This window comes from Brucella sp. 22210, from assembly GCF_052045675.1.
Classification (GTDB): Bacteria; Pseudomonadota; Alphaproteobacteria; order Rhizobiales; family Rhizobiaceae; genus Brucella.
Genome location: NZ_JBQEPD010000030.1, coordinates 22,077 through 39,979 on the forward strand (window position 1 = coordinate 22,077; position 17,903 = coordinate 39,979).

Sequence of the window (17,903 nt, forward strand, 5' to 3'; positions counted from 1 at the left end):
CCGACAATGGCGATTGCAGATTTCTAGAATGCTGGACAATAGTCACATGCATTTGACCTATACCGCTCAGACGAGGTATTTTCACCGAACCAATCAAAACTGCTCATCACTCCCCCAACCGCAGGGTCCCAATCTGGAGAACCGCCATGCTGAAAAATCTGTCGATCGCAGCGACCAGCGTTTTACTACTTGGCGGCTACGTCAGTTCTGCATCGGGCGCTTCGATTGGCGCGGGGAACGCCTATCCTGTCAGCGACTACGTCTGCAAAGACGGCACGAAACTGGCGGTGCGGTTGATGGGCGAACACGCTTCTGTTTCGGTGAATGGCAAACCGGCAATTGAACTCGCCGCTGTGGGAGATAAAGGAACGCGTTTTTCAGATGGCAAGCACACACTGGCCATCACACAGGGGGATTTATCGTGGGGCGTTGGTCAAGCCGCAATGTCTGCATGCACTGGCGGTTGAGTGCCATCGCTGGCTAAAAGCCGAAATTGCTATTAATGAAGCAGTCCATTCCATGGGTTGCCTGTGAAATTTGGAATGATCACAAGAGATTTGAATGAAATTTCTTCACACGGCTGATTTGCATCTGGGCCGACAATTCAACGGGATATCGCTGGAAGAGGACCACAGCGCGGCTCTCGATCAGATTGTCGAGGCGATCCATATTCATCAGCCAAATGCGCTCATCATTGCGGGCGACATTTTTGATCGCGCTGCACCTCCGGCAACAGCGGTGCGCCAGTTCAATGCGTTCATGCGGCGCGTTTCTGAGGAGACAGATGCCGCCGTTTTGCTGATTGCCGGGAACCATGATTCCGGCGACAGGATTGAAGCCATGTCGGTGCTTACCGACACCAGACGCGGCATCATCCGCGGAATGATCTCTGCCGATGAACGTCCGTTTGTGCTTCATGACGATCACGGACCCGTTGTCTTTTCCGGCCTGCCATTTTCATATGAATATGCCGCACGCGAGTGCTTTGGCGACGAAACACTGGCCACGCCTGAAGATGTGTTGAAAGCGCAAGTTGCCGCCGCACGCAAACATGTTCCGGATGGCGCGCGCTGGATCATACTGGCCCATGCTTTTGTGGCGGGCGCAGAACCAAGCGACGCGGAACGACCGCTTGCCCGCGTTGGCGGCATTGAAACCGTCAATCCGGCTGTCTTTTCTGGCGCTTCTTATGTAGCGCTGGGACATTTGCATCGTCCACAAACAGCGGGCGGCGATCACATTCGCTATTCCGGTGCCCCCCTCGCCTTTGGCTTCGATGAAGCGGACCATGTGAAATCTATGAATCTCGTCGAGATCGACGCTGATGGTGCGGTGATAATCGAGGAAATCCCGTTTCAACCCATCAGGCAAGTCCGGGTTTTGAAAGGACGACATGCGGAGCTTCTTGCTCACACCCGGTCAGAAGATTTCATCAAGGCCGTCCTGACCGACGATACGCCGATTATCGAGGCCATGAAGCGACTGCGCGAGGTGTTTCCAAACGCCTGTCAGCTGACATACCAGCGTGACGAGCGCGCCGCTGCGCAAAAATCCCTTTCGATCTCTGACTTTCAGGCGATCAAACCAATGGATTTGGTCGCAGCCTTTGTCGAACAGGTTCGTGCTGACCCAATCACAGAACCGGAACGCGATGTCGTCGAAACAGCTTTGAGCGATATTCATCAGTCCGAGGATGCGGCATGAAACCCGTACGACTGATAATGCAGGCCTTCGGACCATATAGCGAGCAAGAGACCGTCGATTTCCGTGAGGCTGTCGATGCTGGTCTTTTCGGTATTTACGGCCAGACCGGTTCCGGCAAATCGACAATTTTCAGTGCCATGACTTTCGCTCTGTTCGGTGAAGCCGCGAAGGCCGAGCAGGAAACACCGAGCCTGCGGTCCGATAATGCTGACGCAGACCGTCCGACCGAAGTCGAGTTTGTGTTCGATATTGCAGATCGCCGCTATGTCGTGCGCCGCCGACCAGAACAGTCCCGGCCAAAGCAGCGCGGGAATGGCGAAACCAGAGATCCACATGAAGCCTGGCTGTTCGATGCAACAGGCATGGCGCTCGATGACATCACACCGGAGCGTCCGGGCAAAGTGATTGAAGAAAAGAAAGTCGGCCCGGTTGGAAAGGCCATCGAGGATCTGCTCGGCTATGGCGCCGACCAGTTTCGCCAGATTGTGCTTCTGCCGCAGGGACGGTTTGAAGCTTTTCTCGCTGCCGATACCAAGGCGCGTCTTGGCATCTTGCGCGATCTGTTCGATGTTTCCCTTTATCGGCGCCTGGCCGCGCGGATGAAAGCCGATGCTGAAGCAGTCGAGCGACAGTTTCGCACCGAACGGGAAGTATTTACGCGTCGGCTGAATGCAGAAGGTTTTGAAAGCCTCGACGCTCTCAAGTCGGGCATTGAAGAAAGCAACACGTCCTGCACCGATCTGGCGGCAGTCGAAGCCATTCAACGAGAGGCGCAGAAGAAAGCGCATACCGAACTTGAGACCGCGAAAGCACTGGATCGTCTGTTTGAGACGGCCATCAAGGCCTCTAACGATGTAAATACTCTGCAGCAACAGGCTTCCGATATTGATGCAATTGCGAAGAAGCTGCAATCCGCCGAACGTGCTCGCCTGTTGCTCGACGTCGAGCGGCATGTATTGGAAACAACCGCAGAACTGGCTGCAGCAGAAACTGCCCTTGGTGTATCGGTTCAAAAACTTGCCGCTGCAACCGCAGCTGAAACACTTGCCCGAACCGCACATGAAGCTGAGGAAGCCAAGGCCAGCGAGATCGAGCAGTTGCGACGCGGTATCGAAGCAATGCAGCGTCACCAGAAAACACTTGAGCGCTCCATCGCCATATCGCAAGACGTTGCACAGGCAACTGATGAACGCCGGAAGCACCATGCGGCTCTGCAAAAGGGCCTTGAGGCAATTGCCGCTCTCCTTACTCGCAAGCAAACGCAGCAAGATAGTTTGAAAACAGCGCGTTTGGCTGCGAGCAAGCGGCAGGAACTGCTCGTAAAGCGCAGTCAACTCGAGCATGCGATTACACATGCCGAGGCTGTCGAGAAGGCGCAGGCTGACGCCGCATCCTCCAAGGCGAATGTCGAGACGTTATCAGCACGTCATCGTGGAGAGCTTAACGCCGCAGGCGAAGCGAAAAACGCTTTTATCGAAGCGGAGCGGCAGCTTTCCAGCGCACAGGCGTTGCATCTGGCGAGCAAACTCGTTCCCGGCGAGCCTTGCCCGGTTTGTGGCGCCAATGATCATCCAATGCCGGCAACTGGCAACCCACATCACGCAGGGCTTTATGCTGCTTTTCGCCAGACGAAGGAACTTTGGGAACAGCGGCAATCCACCGAGCGCGATACGCATGCAAATCTCGTATCGGCGCAAAGTATTCTTGTTGAACGCCAGAACCGCGTGTCAGAGTTGAACCCTGCCGAGCGCCCTTTGGCAGAACTCCGCGCAGCATTCGCCAAGGTTAAACAGGATATCGAAGCGCTCGGCCCCATTCTGGACATCGCTCTTGCCGAAGGGCAATTTGAAGAGACAGAAACGCGAAAAGTGGCAGCTGAACAAATCCGCGATCAACATCGGACTGCTCTTCAGACGGCGGAAACGGAACTGGCAAGTGCGCAAGTGCGCCTTGAAGAGATGTTGTCCGATATCCCGGAAGAACATCGCGAGGCTGCCCGTCTTGCCGAGCTTATCGCAAGTCGTGCTGATGTTCTCACAAGACGCGAAGATGCACGAAAGACAGCTCGCGAAACTGCAACGACAGCTCGCGAAACCGCGTTATCTTCCATGAAGGAACAGGAAAGCGCTCAAAAGCGGATGGACGAACAGCGTCTTCGGCGGAGCCGTGCGCAAGACGAATTCGCTTCACGCTTGGAAGCTGCAACGCTGACCCATGAAGAATACCTCGCGCTCAAGCCCGCTTTTGCCACGATTGATCAGGACCGGGAGATCGTCGAAAATTACCGCCGCAACTTGTTCGTTGCCGAAGACACAGCACGAAAAGCCACGGCGGCAGTTGCAACTCTCGAGCGCCCTGCCCTGCCGCCATTCGAAATGGCGTTGCAGGACGCGGATGTGACACTTCAAAAAGCGCAGACGGATCTTGCAACTGCGGCAGCGCGCCGTGATCAATTGAACAAGTTGCTGGCTGAACTCGCTGATACGATCAACCGGCTGGAAAAAGCGGAAGCCGAGAGCGGACCATTGCGCGAGCTGGCAGCACTCTTCGATTCCAAAAACTCACAGAATCTCGATCTCGAAACTTTTGCAATTGGTGCCATGTTCGATCAGGTGCTGATCGCCGCCAATCAACACCTCAACCCGATGTCCGGCGGACGCTATACGCTTGAACGCGCTCTTGAAGGTTCCGGGCGCGGTCGGCGAGGTCTCGGCATTCAAGTGCACGACACTTTCACCGGAAAACCTCGTCCCACAGCCACGCTTTCCGGTGGCGAAAGCTTTATTGCCGCTCTTGCACTGGCACTCGGCCTAGCCGATGTCGTTGAAAGCGCAAATGGCAAAGTCCGGCTCGATACCATCTTCATCGATGAAGGCTTTGGCAGCCTCGACACCGAGAACGGTGCCGGCACACTCGATCAGGTCCTGCAAGCGCTTAATACGCTGGTCAGCCAAAACCGTGCGGTCGGGTTGATTTCGCATGTTCCGTTGGTGCAAGAGGCCATCCCAAATGGCTTTTACATACGGAAGGACCTTTCGGGGAGCCGCGTCGAGCAACGCGGGATGGTTTGATCGGTGTGTCTGCTCACACAGTGGGTAAGCCCAGACGAACTGCATAAGCCGTCAACTCGGCTGAGCTGTGGAGATTGAGCTTCCGCATCAGGTTTTCGCGGTGCTTGCGTGCAGTTAAAGGGCTGATCCCCAGTCGTGTGGCAACATCTCTTGCTGTCAAACCCTGCGCGATCAGCGCCAGAATTTGGCGTTCGCGGCGCGTCAACGGAATTGGAGACAGGATATCCGACGGCGGTGGAAAGCCGCTGTTCCGCGAAGACCCCGTGACGGCAAACCGGATGGACTGCGCCAGATAGGTCTCACCATTTCTGACGGCTTCAATGGCCGCACCGATTTCTTCCGGGTCGCCATCCTTGGTCAAATAAGCGCTGGCACCCGCTTCCATAGTGGCGCGAATAGTTCTGGGCTCAATATTCGCGGTTAGAACCAGAATTTTCAGCCTAGGTGCGACAGTTCTTATATCCGAGATGAATTGGATGCCCGCAACACCCGGCATACCAAGATCGAGAACAAGCAAATCCGCCCGGGCATTACGCACATGCTCCATGACGGTCGCTCCATCCCCCGCTTCCGCAACGACGGACACATTGTCCATCAATGAGATAAGAAGCTTCAGCCCCTGACGCACGATAGCGTGGTCATCGGCAAGAATGGCAGTCAGGGGACGGGTCATCCGGCTGTTGTTTACCTTACATTGGCGTGTGCTAACGCAAATCGTTCTAATCACAACTTATTGGCATCAAGTTACTGATCGATAAATCATTTAAGTATATCAATGTGCAACAGTGGACAATGCACCACACGGGGCAACATATCGGGGGGTAGTCTGATGCAGGAAGACAGGATACGTCAGGCGCTCACTGAACTTCTCTACCGCAATTCCTACGGCGTCATTATCTCGAATGTCGTTATTTCTCTTGGTGCGATCTATGTTCTGAAGAACGCCGTTCCCACGAGCTGGATCACCGGATGGCTCGTTGCGCTTTACTCGCTGACGGCCATACGTGTCTTCGCATCCAGGCAGTTCTTCAGCCGACAAAGGGATCCGCAGTCAATAGAACGGTGGGCCTGGCTTGCCGCGAGCTTTTCATGGATATCCGGCCTTTTATGGGGCGGGCTAGGTTGGGCAGGGTTTCTGCCTGAAGCGCCAATCGTTCTGTCCTTCACCGTGATCGTGTTAACCGGCCTTGTCTGCGGCACAGTCCCCTCACTCTCGGCATTTCCACCAGCGCTGGTCGGTTCAATCATTGCGACCGTTATTCCGATAGCAGTGCGCTGCATCACGACCGAAAGCGAGATTTCCAGCGCCTTTCTGTTTCTGCTGACCGCGCTGGTCGCCATCAATCTCTATTATTGCCGGATCACCTATCGCATGCTGCACGAGACCATTCGCTTGCGACTGGAAAACGAAAATCTCGTCGTGGACTTGCAGGAAGAAACAGACCGCGCGCAGCGCGCCGACCGCGCCAAGACACGCTTTCTCGCGGCAGCAAGCCATGATCTTCGCCAACCGATCCATGCGCTGAGCCTGCTCATTTCCACGCTTGGCGTTTTGGGACAGCGCGGCAATGTCGCTTCCGGCGAGGCGCGCGATCTGGCCGCTAAAGCGAAATCCGTCGTCAACGATCTGAGCGGACTTTTGAACGAGTTGCTCGACATTTCGAAGCTGGACGCGGGCATTGTAACGGTAGTCAACGAGCCGGTAGCCCTATCCGCCTTGTTTCACGACCTGCACGACGAATTTGCGCTTGAGGCCGAGCAACGCGATCTTCAATGGCATGTCGTTGAAAGCGATCTTTGTGTCGACAGTGATCCGATGATGCTCAAGCGCATCCTGAACAATCTTTTGTCCAATGCATTCAGATACACGAAGCATGGCCGCATTCTTCTTGGCTGTCGCAGACGTGGCGATACAGTCGAAATTCAGGTCTTCGATACAGGCCCAGGCATTCCGACCGATCACCAGGCAAAGATTTTCGAGGAATTCGTTCAGCTACAAAATCCGGCGCGCGACCGGTCGCAAGGTCTGGGACTGGGGCTTGCCATCGTTCGGCGTGCAGCCATGCTTCTCAACCACCCTTTAAAACTGGTTTCTGTGCCGGGCTCAGGCTCCATGTTCTCGATCACCGTGCCCAAAACGCGTGACAAGGGCCCTGCAAACTCGGACGTGCATGTGCCGCTCGCAGTGGAAACAGCGCTGGGCATTATGGTCGTTGATGACGAGAAGGATGTTCTCGATGCCATGGCGCGATTGCTCACTCTCGACGGACACCAACTTTACCTTGGGCGATCAGCCGCAGAGGCCCAGGCGTCGTACAAGGCAGCCCTTGAGATTGGCGACGCTCCGGTGGACTTGATCATTGCCGACTATCGGCTGGGTGACGGCGTTACCGGTCTCGACGCCATTCGATCATTGTCGGCCGTTATAGGTACTCCGGTGCCGGCCATCATCATCACTGGTGATACGTCTCCTGCACGATTGAGAGACGTCAATGCCAGCGGGGCCCTCCTCCTGCATAAACCCATCGAAGTCGATGAACTACGCGACACCATTGCCACCGCACGCTCCACTGGTATCAAAACCTCACCCTGAACACGGCATTCACGCCCTGCTGATAAGCATGGGAACCGATCTGGCCCGTGTAATTAATGCCAAGTGTTGAGCGAGGAGAGAGATTGAAATTCAGACCGGCTTCGATAAGAGCCGCGTCCTTGGCAATAGGCGCGCCATAGACAGTGAAAGCGGAAGAACCAAGGAAGCTGTTTGTGGAACTTGTGTCGATATCGCCATAAGCATGACGCCAACCAATAGACCCATGCGCAATTGCCGATACATTACCCATCATAAAACGCCTCGAAGCACGCAAGCCGATGGTGGTGAAAGCCGTGTCCATTGTATCGCTGTCGACCGCAAGCCGGGCGGCTGTCCGTCCTGCTTCATTGAAGCCGTCTGTGTGAAGATGGACATAGGCCAGATTGGCAAACGCTTCCAGCGGTGCGTCTTCCGTGCCCCACTGATAGGCAAGTTCGCCAAATGCCTGAAACGTACCGGCATGATAATCGCTGTTCAGACTATCTGAAAAACCAGGGAAATAGGCCGATCGGTCAAGCTCAATCTCGTGCCAAGTATAAGCAAGCCCGGTCCGCAAGGCGACAGCGTTGCCATTATTCAGTTTCCAGGATTTTCCGGCATAGGCTCCGAGCGTATAATTATCACTTTGCCCGGATGATGAGCGGCCATCGACATTGAACGTTGTTCTACTATAGCCGGCTAATAATCCAAGGCGCCAATTATCGAACACAGTGCCATCTACGCCTGCTACGAAGCCACCAGTATTGTAGTCGAGCCGGGCTGCGTTACCGTTTCCATCGATTGAAGCCCAGTTGCCATAGCCCTGAATCCAGGCATCATAACCTTGAGCGGGGGGAGTTGGGGTTATCGCGGCGAATGCGCCGGGTGTCGCAACACTGACGCTCTTCTCAGGGCCATAGGACAGAATAGGCATAGAAAGCGATGGCTCAAAGCCCTCCATGGAGCGCAGACGACTGTTCATTGCATCTCGAATGAGCGAACTACCTTCGATAAGCGCCGCTTTTGTTGAAGCATAGGCCTCGCCTGACAAAAGATTGAAGGCGGAGCGCGCCTCATCGGGGCCCAGCATCAACAGTTTGTTGTAAAGCTCAAGAGACTGCCCCGACTGTTGGAGCGTATCCAGCGCCCTTGCCGTCGCTATTTCGTTTTTTGTCTGCGAAACGGTTTCGAAAATTGCGGGCGGCGTATCGGTCGTAGGATCTGTACCACCGCCATTTTTCACAGCAATCGTCAATTTCACACTGTTGAGGTCATAAGTCTCGTTTGCGGTAATGAAGGCGGACTTCGAAACCGTATCCTGAAACGTGCCGCTTATACCGCCATCCGATGTGAGGATCGTATAGGTTTGCCCGTTTCGATAACTCGTTGCGGGATCAAGGGCGGTTACACTGACAGCTCCACCCAAAATCGTTGTTGAGCCGGAAACACGCGTGAGATCACTCGCACCAGCGCCCGCAATTTCGACAGCATAAGTCGAGCCGCTTTCAAGCGTCAGATCGCCATTGATCGTCAATGTTCCAATCGAATTTCCAGCCGAAAGCGTTCCTCCGGTTAGAACCGCGACCGTTGATCCAACACCCGAACCGATGGTGCCGTGCCCGCCGATCAGAGCGCCATCTCCGACGATAAACGAGCCGCTAAGCACGGCATTGCTATGGCTAATGTCCGATCCAACAATCAAACCGCCAGCGGAAAGATCAGTCATTCCTGAGAATGATGCGCTTTCGCCATTATAGGTGAGCGTGCCAGCGCCGGTCTTGAAGAAGGTTCCTGCGCCCATCAATACACCGTCGAACTGCGCGCTGGTTGATTGGTCAAACGTCACTGAGGCCGCACTCGCTATTGTAACGTCGCCTGAGAAGCGGTCAGCGCCGGAAGTCAGATTGCCTTGTTGCACAGTCCAGTTGAGACCCGATGTGCCATTCAGGATGAGGCTGCCAACCCCATCCTTGATCATCGTGCCTGTCGCTCCACCAGCGCCGGCAATATTGCCAGTAAAACTGCCATCTGCCGCCTGTTCGAAAACGACGACACCTGCATTTGCGATATTGCCTGCGATAGTTTCCGAATTCCCGATGAGACGACCGGCCCCAACAATGGTGTTGCGATAGCTATTGGCGGTGTTTGTGAGTTGGAGCACACCTGTACCCATTTTCACAAGATCGCCCGGCCCGGAGATAACACCGCTCACGACGAGATCGGTGTTATCTGCAACATCCAGTACACCGGCCTGGGCAAGTGAAATTGACCGGGCAGTCTGAAAACTCGCGGTCGTGGCCAGTGTCCCTCCATTGAAAATCAGACCGCCTGATGGATCGCCAAGATTCGCATCGCTTGATACCTGCAAGACACCGCCCGTTATCGTCGTGCCACCTGTGAAACTGTTCACTCCACTGAGTGTCAACGTGCCGCTATCGAGCGCCAGCGACAGCCGACCGCTACCGCCATCCTGGATCACACCGGAGAATGTTGACGGGCCGACGGATGAGCCATCAATGGTCAGGACACTGCTCGTGGCGGCACCATTTTCGATAACACCAGCCCCCGTGCCAACACTATTGATGGCTCCGACGACTGTACTAAATCCATTGAGCTTGATCGTCCCGCCGATGCCACCCGCCTGATTATCGAAGTTAACGCCCGCATTTGCCGTCAGTGCATCATTCGCCAACACATTGAGCGTGCTGTTGCCATGAAAAGTTTGCGCGCCGCCACTAACGCCGCTGGCTGCGGAAACATTGAAGACACTACTGTCATGGAAATCCTGCGTGCCACCATTGACAGCGTTTGCGGTCGAAGCATTCAGGGCACTGAGATTATAGAAATATTGCGTGCCACCGCCTATCGCGCCGCTAGCGTTGGCGTTCAATATGCTGTCGCCATTGAAGTATTGCGCACCACCGCTGACGGCGTTGACTGCTGTCAACGTCATAACGCTGTTGGCATAAAAGCTCTGCGATCCACCGCTGACCGCGTTGGACGACGTTGCATTGAGGCGACTACTGCCGTTGAAATATTGCGACCCGCCAGCGACGGCATTTGCTTCCGAGGCGTTCAATGCGCTGGCGTCGTAGAAAATCTGCGTACCACCGCTTAATCCGCTGACAGAATCCACATTCAACGCGCTCGTATTATAAAAGTACTGTTGCCCACCGCTGAGACCCCCGGCAGCTGTTACGTTGAGCGAGCTACTGGCGTTGAAATACTGCTCGCCGCCATTGACCGCATTCGCAGCCGATGCATTCAGCGCGCTGGTGTCATAGAAGCTCTGCACACCGCCCCCGACTACAAATGTTTCCGAAGCGTTGAGACTGCTGTTGCCATTGAAATATTGCGACCCGCCGCTGATCGCATTTATCGTCGTGCCGTTCAGAGCGCTGGAGTCATAAAAGACCTGCATGCCACCACTGATCGCACCGGTCGCAGCCGCGTTGAGCGTGCTCGTATCCTGAAACGTCCAGTTAGGGCGGGATGTATCGGAAAAATAATCGGCGGAGTTCGCGTCTATAGTCGTAGAGCCCGCGCATGGCGACGCTGTACATACGGTCTGTGCGTTGGCTGGTATCATCACGATGATGCCAGCCCCAACGGACAGGAGGCGCACTATAGACCGGTTGAAGAATGGACCCGTGAAGACAGACCTGTGTCTTTGCTCGCCATTCAAGGGCCCCAACTCGCTATTCGATCTGATGAGATACGCAACCAACACACGTTCCCCCTACCAACACGCCGGCGAACGCGCCCAAGAATGCAGGACGATGTATGTTCAGCCCGACTTGAGTTCCCGAGCCGATACATCTTCTGGAACAGGAGAAGCTGGGGCTCGGAAAATTCTGCGTTCAATATCAATTTTGTAAGTTACGCATACAGGGAGAGAAACATGTTCAATATGCAATGTTGGCTAACCTAATCGAAGACTCTCAATGTCAGCGGTACGCCTTTCTTGGTAGCGGAATACGACGTGCATACCAAACCGGGATCATTATACTATTGAAGCCCTCTGTTCGAAGACGTCCCGCACCAGAGGTGCAGCCTCGTAACGCTAAGAACCATCATGCAAGTCCGACTGTAGATTTTTGACTGCAAATCAAATATGATTCTGTTTGTCTAAAACGGTCTTGGAGCCTCTTCGCTCGGCCAATTCGAATTAGGTTTCCTCCCCCAGAACACCGAAAGAAAAGCAATCGCTCGAGCTAAACTAAAGCTCGCCTTAGCTTTCATTTCGGAAAATTTAGTTCATATTTTCAATAAATTAAATTCACCGGGCTAGAAGCTCAAAGAGGCCCGGATGAGGGCCCATCTACGATTTTCGCTCCCCTGCTTTCAGCAGCGCCTTAATGGCGCCCTATTGACACCTGGTTGAAAGTCTTATTGACCGCGCAACTGTCCTTTCTCCTCAGATTGGCTCAGGATAAGCGGCAGCACAACCAAGAACAGGCCGACATAAAGCTCATCATATCCGCACTGTGGAGCTCCAACGCCATTGTTGAAAACCGTATACAAAGTAACCTTTTATGACGTAGTCTCAATTGGTACAGACTGTGCGGAACCGGATAGTAGCGATGACCAAATTTGCTGATGAGCTTGATCTCCCTCCCCTCCCCAAAGCGCGGATCGGCTATGCACGGCCATCAATGGACGACCCATTCAACGCGACCCAACTATCCCGACTACAGAACGCGGGCTGCATCAGAATTTACCAGGAACACGCTGCTGAAAAATTTCAATCGCGGCCGGCACTCGAAAAACTTCTGAGCCACCTTGTGGCCGGGGACACACTCGTCGTCGTGAAACTCGACCGGGTGGCTCGGTCTGTCAGCCACTTGGCCGAGCTCTACAGACACCTCACGGATCGTGGCATTCACCTGCTTTCCCTTGATGACCCCATCGACACCTCCGGACAGGAAGCCATATCTACACTGCAAATTCTCGATGCGGTCGTTAACCTCGAACATGCCCTAAAGGTAGAACGAACACGGGCTGGCATGAAGCTGGCAAAAGCCCATGGCAAGCTCGCTGGCAATCCGGGATTGCGTGAGCGCCGTCCAGAAGCCATCAGCGATATCGCAGCAGCGCGTAACCGCGCCTATCTGGAACAGCTTGTTGCCACGGCACCCTCATGGCTGCCCACCGTCTCGCAGCTTCGTCCGCAGCACAGCTGGGAGAACATCGTATGGACGCTTAATCTAAAGGGACAAAGCTGGACGATTGAAAGACTGAGACGAGCCATCCGTAAACTTGTGCAAGAAGGCCTCGCTGAGCCAAAACTACTCATTCAGGCGAAGCGCCGGATTCCGAACGACTATCTTATCAAACGTGTTGCGGCCATTGCCATAGCTGATCCAACCCTCTCCTTGCGAGCCATTGCTGCAAAACTTGATGCTATGGACGCAAAGCCCCCGCGAGGCGGCGGTAAATGGCAGGCCTCTTCGGTTAGAAATCTTTTGGAAGACGCGCGCCGTTTTGGCTTCCTTCGAAATTGACAGCTGTCAACGAACTTACCAATCCAACGAGGGCGCGTTTGCGAGACGGTTAGCATCATTCGTTGCGCGCCCCGCCCCGCCTCAGTCTTCGCGCTTGCAAAACGAGTAACATTCAATTTGTTCAATGTGTCGACTGTATTAGATAAGTGAAGATCCAGCATGCCGTCCCCGACCGTATTCATCGTTCAGCAAACGCTCTGCAAGTCGTTTAACGGCGCCAGAAAAAGCGCCCTTCCAAGTCATTGTATATTGTCTGAGCATCCTTTCACAACACAACCCATCCCCCTCGAGAATCGGATAAGATTGCGCGATCCAAAAAGGAGTTGTCCATGAGTGTTGCGTTCGCCAAGGAAGAGAGCGCAGAAGCAGCTTCGGAAACGATCCTGCCCGATCGCGAGATCTCTCCCCATCCCAATCTGGTAACAGAGGAGGGGTTGCGACTTTTACAGCAGGAACTTGAGAAAGCACGCGCAGCATTTGAAGCGGCAAATGCCAATGAGGATATTTCGGAGCGGCGGCGTCAGACAGCACACCCTCTACGCGATCTTCGTTACTATGCTGCGCGCCTTCATTCAGCCCAGCTAACGCCCGCGCCTCTATCTCCAACCAGTGTTGGTTTCGGCTGCGTTATATCTTTCAGTAGAGACGGTCGTCCTGCGCAATCCTATCGCATTGTCGGCGAGGATGAAGCAGACCCAAAATGTGGCACCATATCATTCGTTTCGCCGCTGGCACGATTGCTTATGGGTAAATCCATTGGTGATATAGCTTCGCTCGGCGGTCAGGAGATCGAGGTTCTGGCCATTTCCTGACCGAGCGCAGCCTGACCCGACCAGCCAATCGCATGTCAGTCGGTTATGATCTGCGTAATACAAACTGGTCAGCGCATTCGCGCAATGTTGACAGATGTCAATAAACAGAAATGCCGTCCAAGAGTATCTCGGAAGCTGCTAATTCTGAAACGCTATAATTTCTGCCTGGCTCGTTCTTTGCTTTGCTTCGCGTTAACTATTCATTAACTAAAAACAAATTGCAGCGAAGACAGAATCGGGGCATCTTCGTCAGCGCATATTTGTTATGTTTTACTGAATATGCGCTGATAAGGACGAACCAATGCATCAAAACCCGACAGCATCTCCACAACCTCATAGCAGCCTTCAGTCCTTGATTGAAGCCGACGCTGAAGAGCTGTCGAAGCGACTTCAGGCGCATCAAATGCGCATTTTCCCACCAACAGCGCAGAAGTCGATCCGCTCCTTTACACCTGCTGAAGCAGCATCCTTCATCGGCGTCGCGGAAGGATATCTCCGTCAGATCGTTTCGGAAGGCCACGGACCTGCTCCGCAGAGCAACGGCCGGCGGATGTACTCCATTCAAGACATTCATGCCATTCGGCAATTGCTGGACGACAACTCGCCCAAGACTCACGGTAAATATATCCGTCATCGCCGAAATGGCGAGAAGTTGCAGATCCTTTCGGTCATGAACTTTAAAGGCGGCTCAGCGAAAACCACCACCTCGGCCCACCTCGCCCAGTATCTCGCGCTGCGTGGCTATCGCGTTCTGGCGATTGATCTCGACCCACAGGCCTCGCTGTCTGCAATGTTCGGCCATCAGCCTGAACTCGACGTGCGGGTCAATGATACGCTCTATGGTGCCATTCGCTATGATGCGGAACGGCGCGAGATTACCGATATTGTCAGGTCGACTTACACGCCCGGCCTGCATGTCATTCCGGGCAATCTCGAGCTGATGGAGTTTGAACATGAAACGCCAAAGGTTCTGGCAGAGCAAAAGAACGAAGCCATGTTCTTCTCGCGCATCGGCAGCTGCCTAGCGGTCGTCGAAGATCTCTATGATGTGGTTGTGATCGACTGCCCACCGCAGATGGGCTTTCTGACACTGTCTGCTTTGTGCGCCGCCACATCCGTGTTGATTACGGTCCACCCGCAAATGCTCGATGTCATGTCCATGAACCAGTTCCTGCACATGACATCTGACCTACTGGCTGTGGTTGAGCGGGCTGGTGGCAATACCCAATACGACTGGATGCGTTACCTGATCACACGCTATGAACCAAACGATGCGCCGCAAAACCAGATGGCTGGTTTCATGCGCTCAATATTTGGCAATCGCGTGCTGGAAACACCAATGCTGAAGTCGACCGCCATTTCAGATGCGGGCCTGACAAAACAGACACTTTACGAGGTTGATCGTTCTGCCTTCTCGCGTGGCACTTATGACCGCGCATTGGAATCGTTGACATCTGTCAACGCTGAGATTGAAGACCTCATTCGGCAGACTTGGGGGCGTAGCTAATCATGGCACGAAAGAACATTTTCGACTTTTCCGATCAATCAGAGCCGTCGCAAAAAGCAGAGGACCATTCTGCAAGCTCGTCCTTCGAACAGGCACGACCGCTTGCCGGCATGGAACGAGACCGTGCAAATCGCCCGGCAGCCCTTGGCGCAATTTCGCAATCTCTCGAAAAGATCAATGAACGCTCTGCTCGCGCTGATGAAATCGAGCGTCAGCTTTCCAATGGTCAGACGATTATCGAGCTTGATCCCAATCTGATCGATAGCTCATTCGTCTCTGACCGACTGGGATTTGACGATGAAGACCAGACAAAACTCGTCGAGCAAATCCGCGAAAGCGGACAGCTTGTGCCAATTCTCGTACGTCCTCATCCAGACGATTCAGATCGGTTTCAGATAGCCTACGGCCACAGACGTGTTGCGGCCGTCAAAGCTCTAGGTATCAAGGTCAGAGCGGTCGTCAAGCAGCTCACGGATGAAGAGCTGGTCATTCACCAGGGCCAGGAAAACAACACGCGATCCAACCTCTCTTTCATCGAAAAGGCTTTCTTTGCCTACACTTTGGAAGGGCAGGGCTATTCTCGTGAAACGCTTTATCAGTCGACTGGCATTGATAAAGCCGTCCTTTCGAAGATGATTACGATCATCAAGTCGATACCCGAAGAGATCATCCGCAAGATTGGCCGTGCGCCGTCCATCGGGCGCACACGCTGGGAAGATTTCGTTAGCCTTTTGACAGCTGTCGGCGAAGCTATTGCAAATGACGCCATCCACAGTGTCGACTTTGCCGCCTTGTCTTCAGATGATCGATTTCAGTTTGTATTCGATAAGCTCAAATCATCAACATCGAAAAATAAGCCCCGAAGGGATGCCGTTCACTCACCTGTTCTTGGTGAGGGTATTCAGCCTGTCGCAATCAAACGAGCTGGTAAGAATGTACAGTTCACCTTCAATGACAAAGCGGCTCCGCAATTTGCCGACTTTATTCAGTCGCGTCTTGAAGAGCTCTATGCAGAATATAAGGCCAGCGAGACATCCAAATAGCTGCTGAAGCTTCGCTTCAGAGCCATCACGACGGATAAATTAACCAGGAGAACGAACCGCAAAAGAAAAAGGCCCCCAAAACGTTGCCGCATGGAAGCCTTCCTCAGATTTAAGCACTCAGAGAATCGCATTTCCATGAATCAGTGTCAAGAGTCATAAGCGTCTTTATGGCGGGTGGATTTCTTTTGCCTGAAAAAAGGTAAGAGGGAATGCAAATTCTGGAGTCAATAACGTCCACATTTCGTGGGCGAAAGATGTCGCTTGGCCAATTCAAGCTTACATCATCTACAAAATCGAATGGAAAGTCGGTCAACCGTTGGGCGATCTATAAAGAGCTTTGCATTGCCAAGTCAGTGTTCGGGATCAACGACCGCTGTCTTGCCGTGATGAGTTCTCTCTTATCTTTTCTTCCCGACAACGAGATCAGTGCCAAGAACGGTCTCGTTGTCTTCCCATCCAATCGGCAGCTCTCGCTACGAGCCCATGGAATGCCGGAATCTACTCTGCGCCGTCATATTGCAACGCTCATCGAGAGTGGCCTCGTTGCACGCCGCGATAGTCCTAATGGCAAACGCTACGCTTATAAAGATGAAGCAGGGCACGTAGAAGAAGCCTTCGGCTTTTCATTCGCTCCTCTTCTCGAACGCTCAGATGATATCACCCTAGCAGCCAAACAGGTTCAGGCCGATGCGGCGCTGCTTAAGCGCACGCGCGAACAGATTACATTGCAGCGCAGGGACCTTGCTCAGATGATCGATATCGCGCTTGCTGAAATGCGCCCATCTGACTTTTGGACAACAGCTCACCGGCGCTTTCGTGCAATCGTCGACGCCATTCCGCGTCGTGCTTCCGCACCAGAACTAAAGACCATTCTCGAAAACCTAGCTGAATTACGCGCGGATATAGATAACTCTTTGACCCAAAACGATAATGTTCGAGATATGAGCGCCAATCACGCTCATTCTAAGCGGCATCATATTGAATCCCAGCCTGAATCCCTTTTTGAATCTCAAAATATAAAAACGACGATTTTGAAGGAGCCTTTTGCACAATCTGCAGAGATCACCATCAAGAACAGCAGCATCAAAAAAATAACCATGCTTTCTATCGACACTGTTCTAAGAGCATGTCCTGATATCGTCGACTATGCACCAAACAATATCGGTTCATGGCGCGATCTAATTGAAGCCACGCGAATCGTTTCAACGTTCCTTGGTATCAGCCAATCAGCCTATCATGAAGCTTGTCAGGTCTTAGGCATCGAAAATGCTTCTGCGACAATCGCAGGCATTCTCCAGCGCATAAATGAAATCAATTCTGCTGGAGGCTATTTGCGCGCTCTAACGCAGAAGGCGAGGGCAGGGGAGTTCTCTATAGCTCAGATGCTTTTGCCTTTGCTTAGAATGGAAAAATCTCCATGTACTTCAAGCTAATTGGCAAATTGATCTGGTTCGCGTGCACATCAAATCACTGGGAGAATTCCACAAGCGCCTGCTTGTCTCTGATCCCAGAGAGCGCTACTTTTGGCTTGAATGTTGATTGCCACTGAGGACTGACCCGGCGGGGGTGCGGATAAAAACTTGGACTGACTTATACGTTAAGGCCGAGACTTCTTCGATACTCAATCGGGCTGAGCGACCCCAGTGATAATTTGATGCGCTTCTCATTGTACCATTGGATGTAGGCATCA

General features: G+C 53.4%; 12 protein-coding genes. 9 read left to right on the top strand and 3 right to left on the bottom strand.

Features of this window, described 5'->3' with window-relative positions:
* The first annotated feature begins 146 nt into the window (after positions 1-146).
* The 3 genes from ACTJKP_RS22420 (at position 147) to ACTJKP_RS22430 (ending at position 4,775) form a co-directional block, all read left to right on the top strand.
* The gene (locus ACTJKP_RS22420) at positions 147-467 is read left to right on the top strand and encodes a hypothetical protein (protein ID WP_440632234.1); all 321 of its coding nucleotides are present in this window, start codon (positions 147-149) and stop codon (positions 465-467) included.
* Positions 468-561: 94 nt separating this feature from the next.
* Positions 562-1,704 carry an exonuclease SbcCD subunit D gene (locus ACTJKP_RS22425; RefSeq protein WP_440632235.1) on the top strand — a complete coding sequence of 381 codons (1,143 nt, stop codon included), beginning with the start codon at positions 562-564 and terminating at the stop codon, positions 1,702-1,704.
* Entirely contained in the window at positions 1,701-4,775 is a 3,075-nt protein-coding gene (locus ACTJKP_RS22430; RefSeq protein ID WP_440632236.1) for an AAA family ATPase, read from the top strand. The genes ACTJKP_RS22425 and ACTJKP_RS22430 overlap by 4 nt, the downstream gene beginning before the upstream one ends.
* A gap of 13 nt (positions 4,776-4,788) precedes the next feature.
* On the opposite strand, the gene ACTJKP_RS22435 is transcribed toward ACTJKP_RS22430, so the two are convergent.
* The gene (locus ACTJKP_RS22435; protein ID WP_440632237.1) at positions 4,789-5,448 is read right to left on the bottom strand and encodes a response regulator; all 660 of its coding nucleotides are present in this window, start codon (positions 5,446-5,448) and stop codon (positions 4,789-4,791) included.
* A gap of 156 nt (positions 5,449-5,604) precedes the next feature.
* On the opposite strand from ACTJKP_RS22435, the gene ACTJKP_RS22440 reads away from it, so the two are divergent.
* Positions 5,605-7,368, top strand: a complete 1,764-nt coding sequence (locus tag ACTJKP_RS22440) for a hybrid sensor histidine kinase/response regulator (protein WP_113533278.1) — start codon at positions 5,605-5,607, stop codon at positions 7,366-7,368.
* On the opposite strand, the gene ACTJKP_RS22445 is transcribed toward ACTJKP_RS22440, so the two are convergent.
* A complete protein-coding gene (locus ACTJKP_RS22445; RefSeq protein ID WP_440632238.1) occupies positions 7,352-10,936 on the bottom strand; it encodes an autotransporter domain-containing protein in 3,585 nt (1,194 codons plus the stop codon). The genes ACTJKP_RS22440 and ACTJKP_RS22445 overlap by 17 nt on opposite strands.
* Before the next feature lie 994 nt (positions 10,937-11,930).
* On the opposite strand from ACTJKP_RS22445, the gene ACTJKP_RS22450 reads away from it, so the two are divergent.
* The 5 genes from ACTJKP_RS22450 (at position 11,931) to repC (ending at position 17,646) form a co-directional block, all read left to right on the top strand.
* Entirely contained in the window at positions 11,931-12,851 is a 921-nt protein-coding gene (locus tag ACTJKP_RS22450; protein ID WP_078340264.1) for a recombinase family protein, read from the top strand.
* A 329-nt stretch (positions 12,852-13,180) separates the two neighbouring features.
* On the top strand, positions 13,181-13,663 hold the full coding sequence (gene greA, locus ACTJKP_RS22455; RefSeq protein WP_078340265.1) for a transcription elongation factor GreA: 483 nt from the start codon (positions 13,181-13,183) through the stop codon (positions 13,661-13,663).
* Between the two features lie 301 nt (positions 13,664-13,964).
* Positions 13,965-15,170: a plasmid partitioning protein RepA gene (gene repA, locus ACTJKP_RS22460; RefSeq protein ID WP_113533280.1), complete on the top strand. Its 1,206-nt coding sequence runs from the start codon at positions 13,965-13,967 to the stop codon at positions 15,168-15,170.
* A gap of 2 nt (positions 15,171-15,172) precedes the next feature.
* Positions 15,173-16,213, top strand: coding sequence for a plasmid partitioning protein RepB (repB, locus tag ACTJKP_RS22465; protein ID WP_440632239.1), 1,041 nt, complete (start codon positions 15,173-15,175; stop codon positions 16,211-16,213).
* Between the two features lie 209 nt (positions 16,214-16,422).
* A complete protein-coding gene (repC, locus tag ACTJKP_RS22470) occupies positions 16,423-17,646 on the top strand; it encodes a plasmid replication protein RepC (protein ID WP_440632240.1) in 1,224 nt (407 codons plus the stop codon).
* A gap of 157 nt (positions 17,647-17,803) precedes the next feature.
* Here repC and ACTJKP_RS22475 read toward each other — a convergent pair.
* Positions 17,804-17,903 (bottom strand): IS3 family transposase (locus tag ACTJKP_RS22475; protein ID WP_440632243.1); only part of this gene is annotated, 100 nt, incomplete at its 5' end.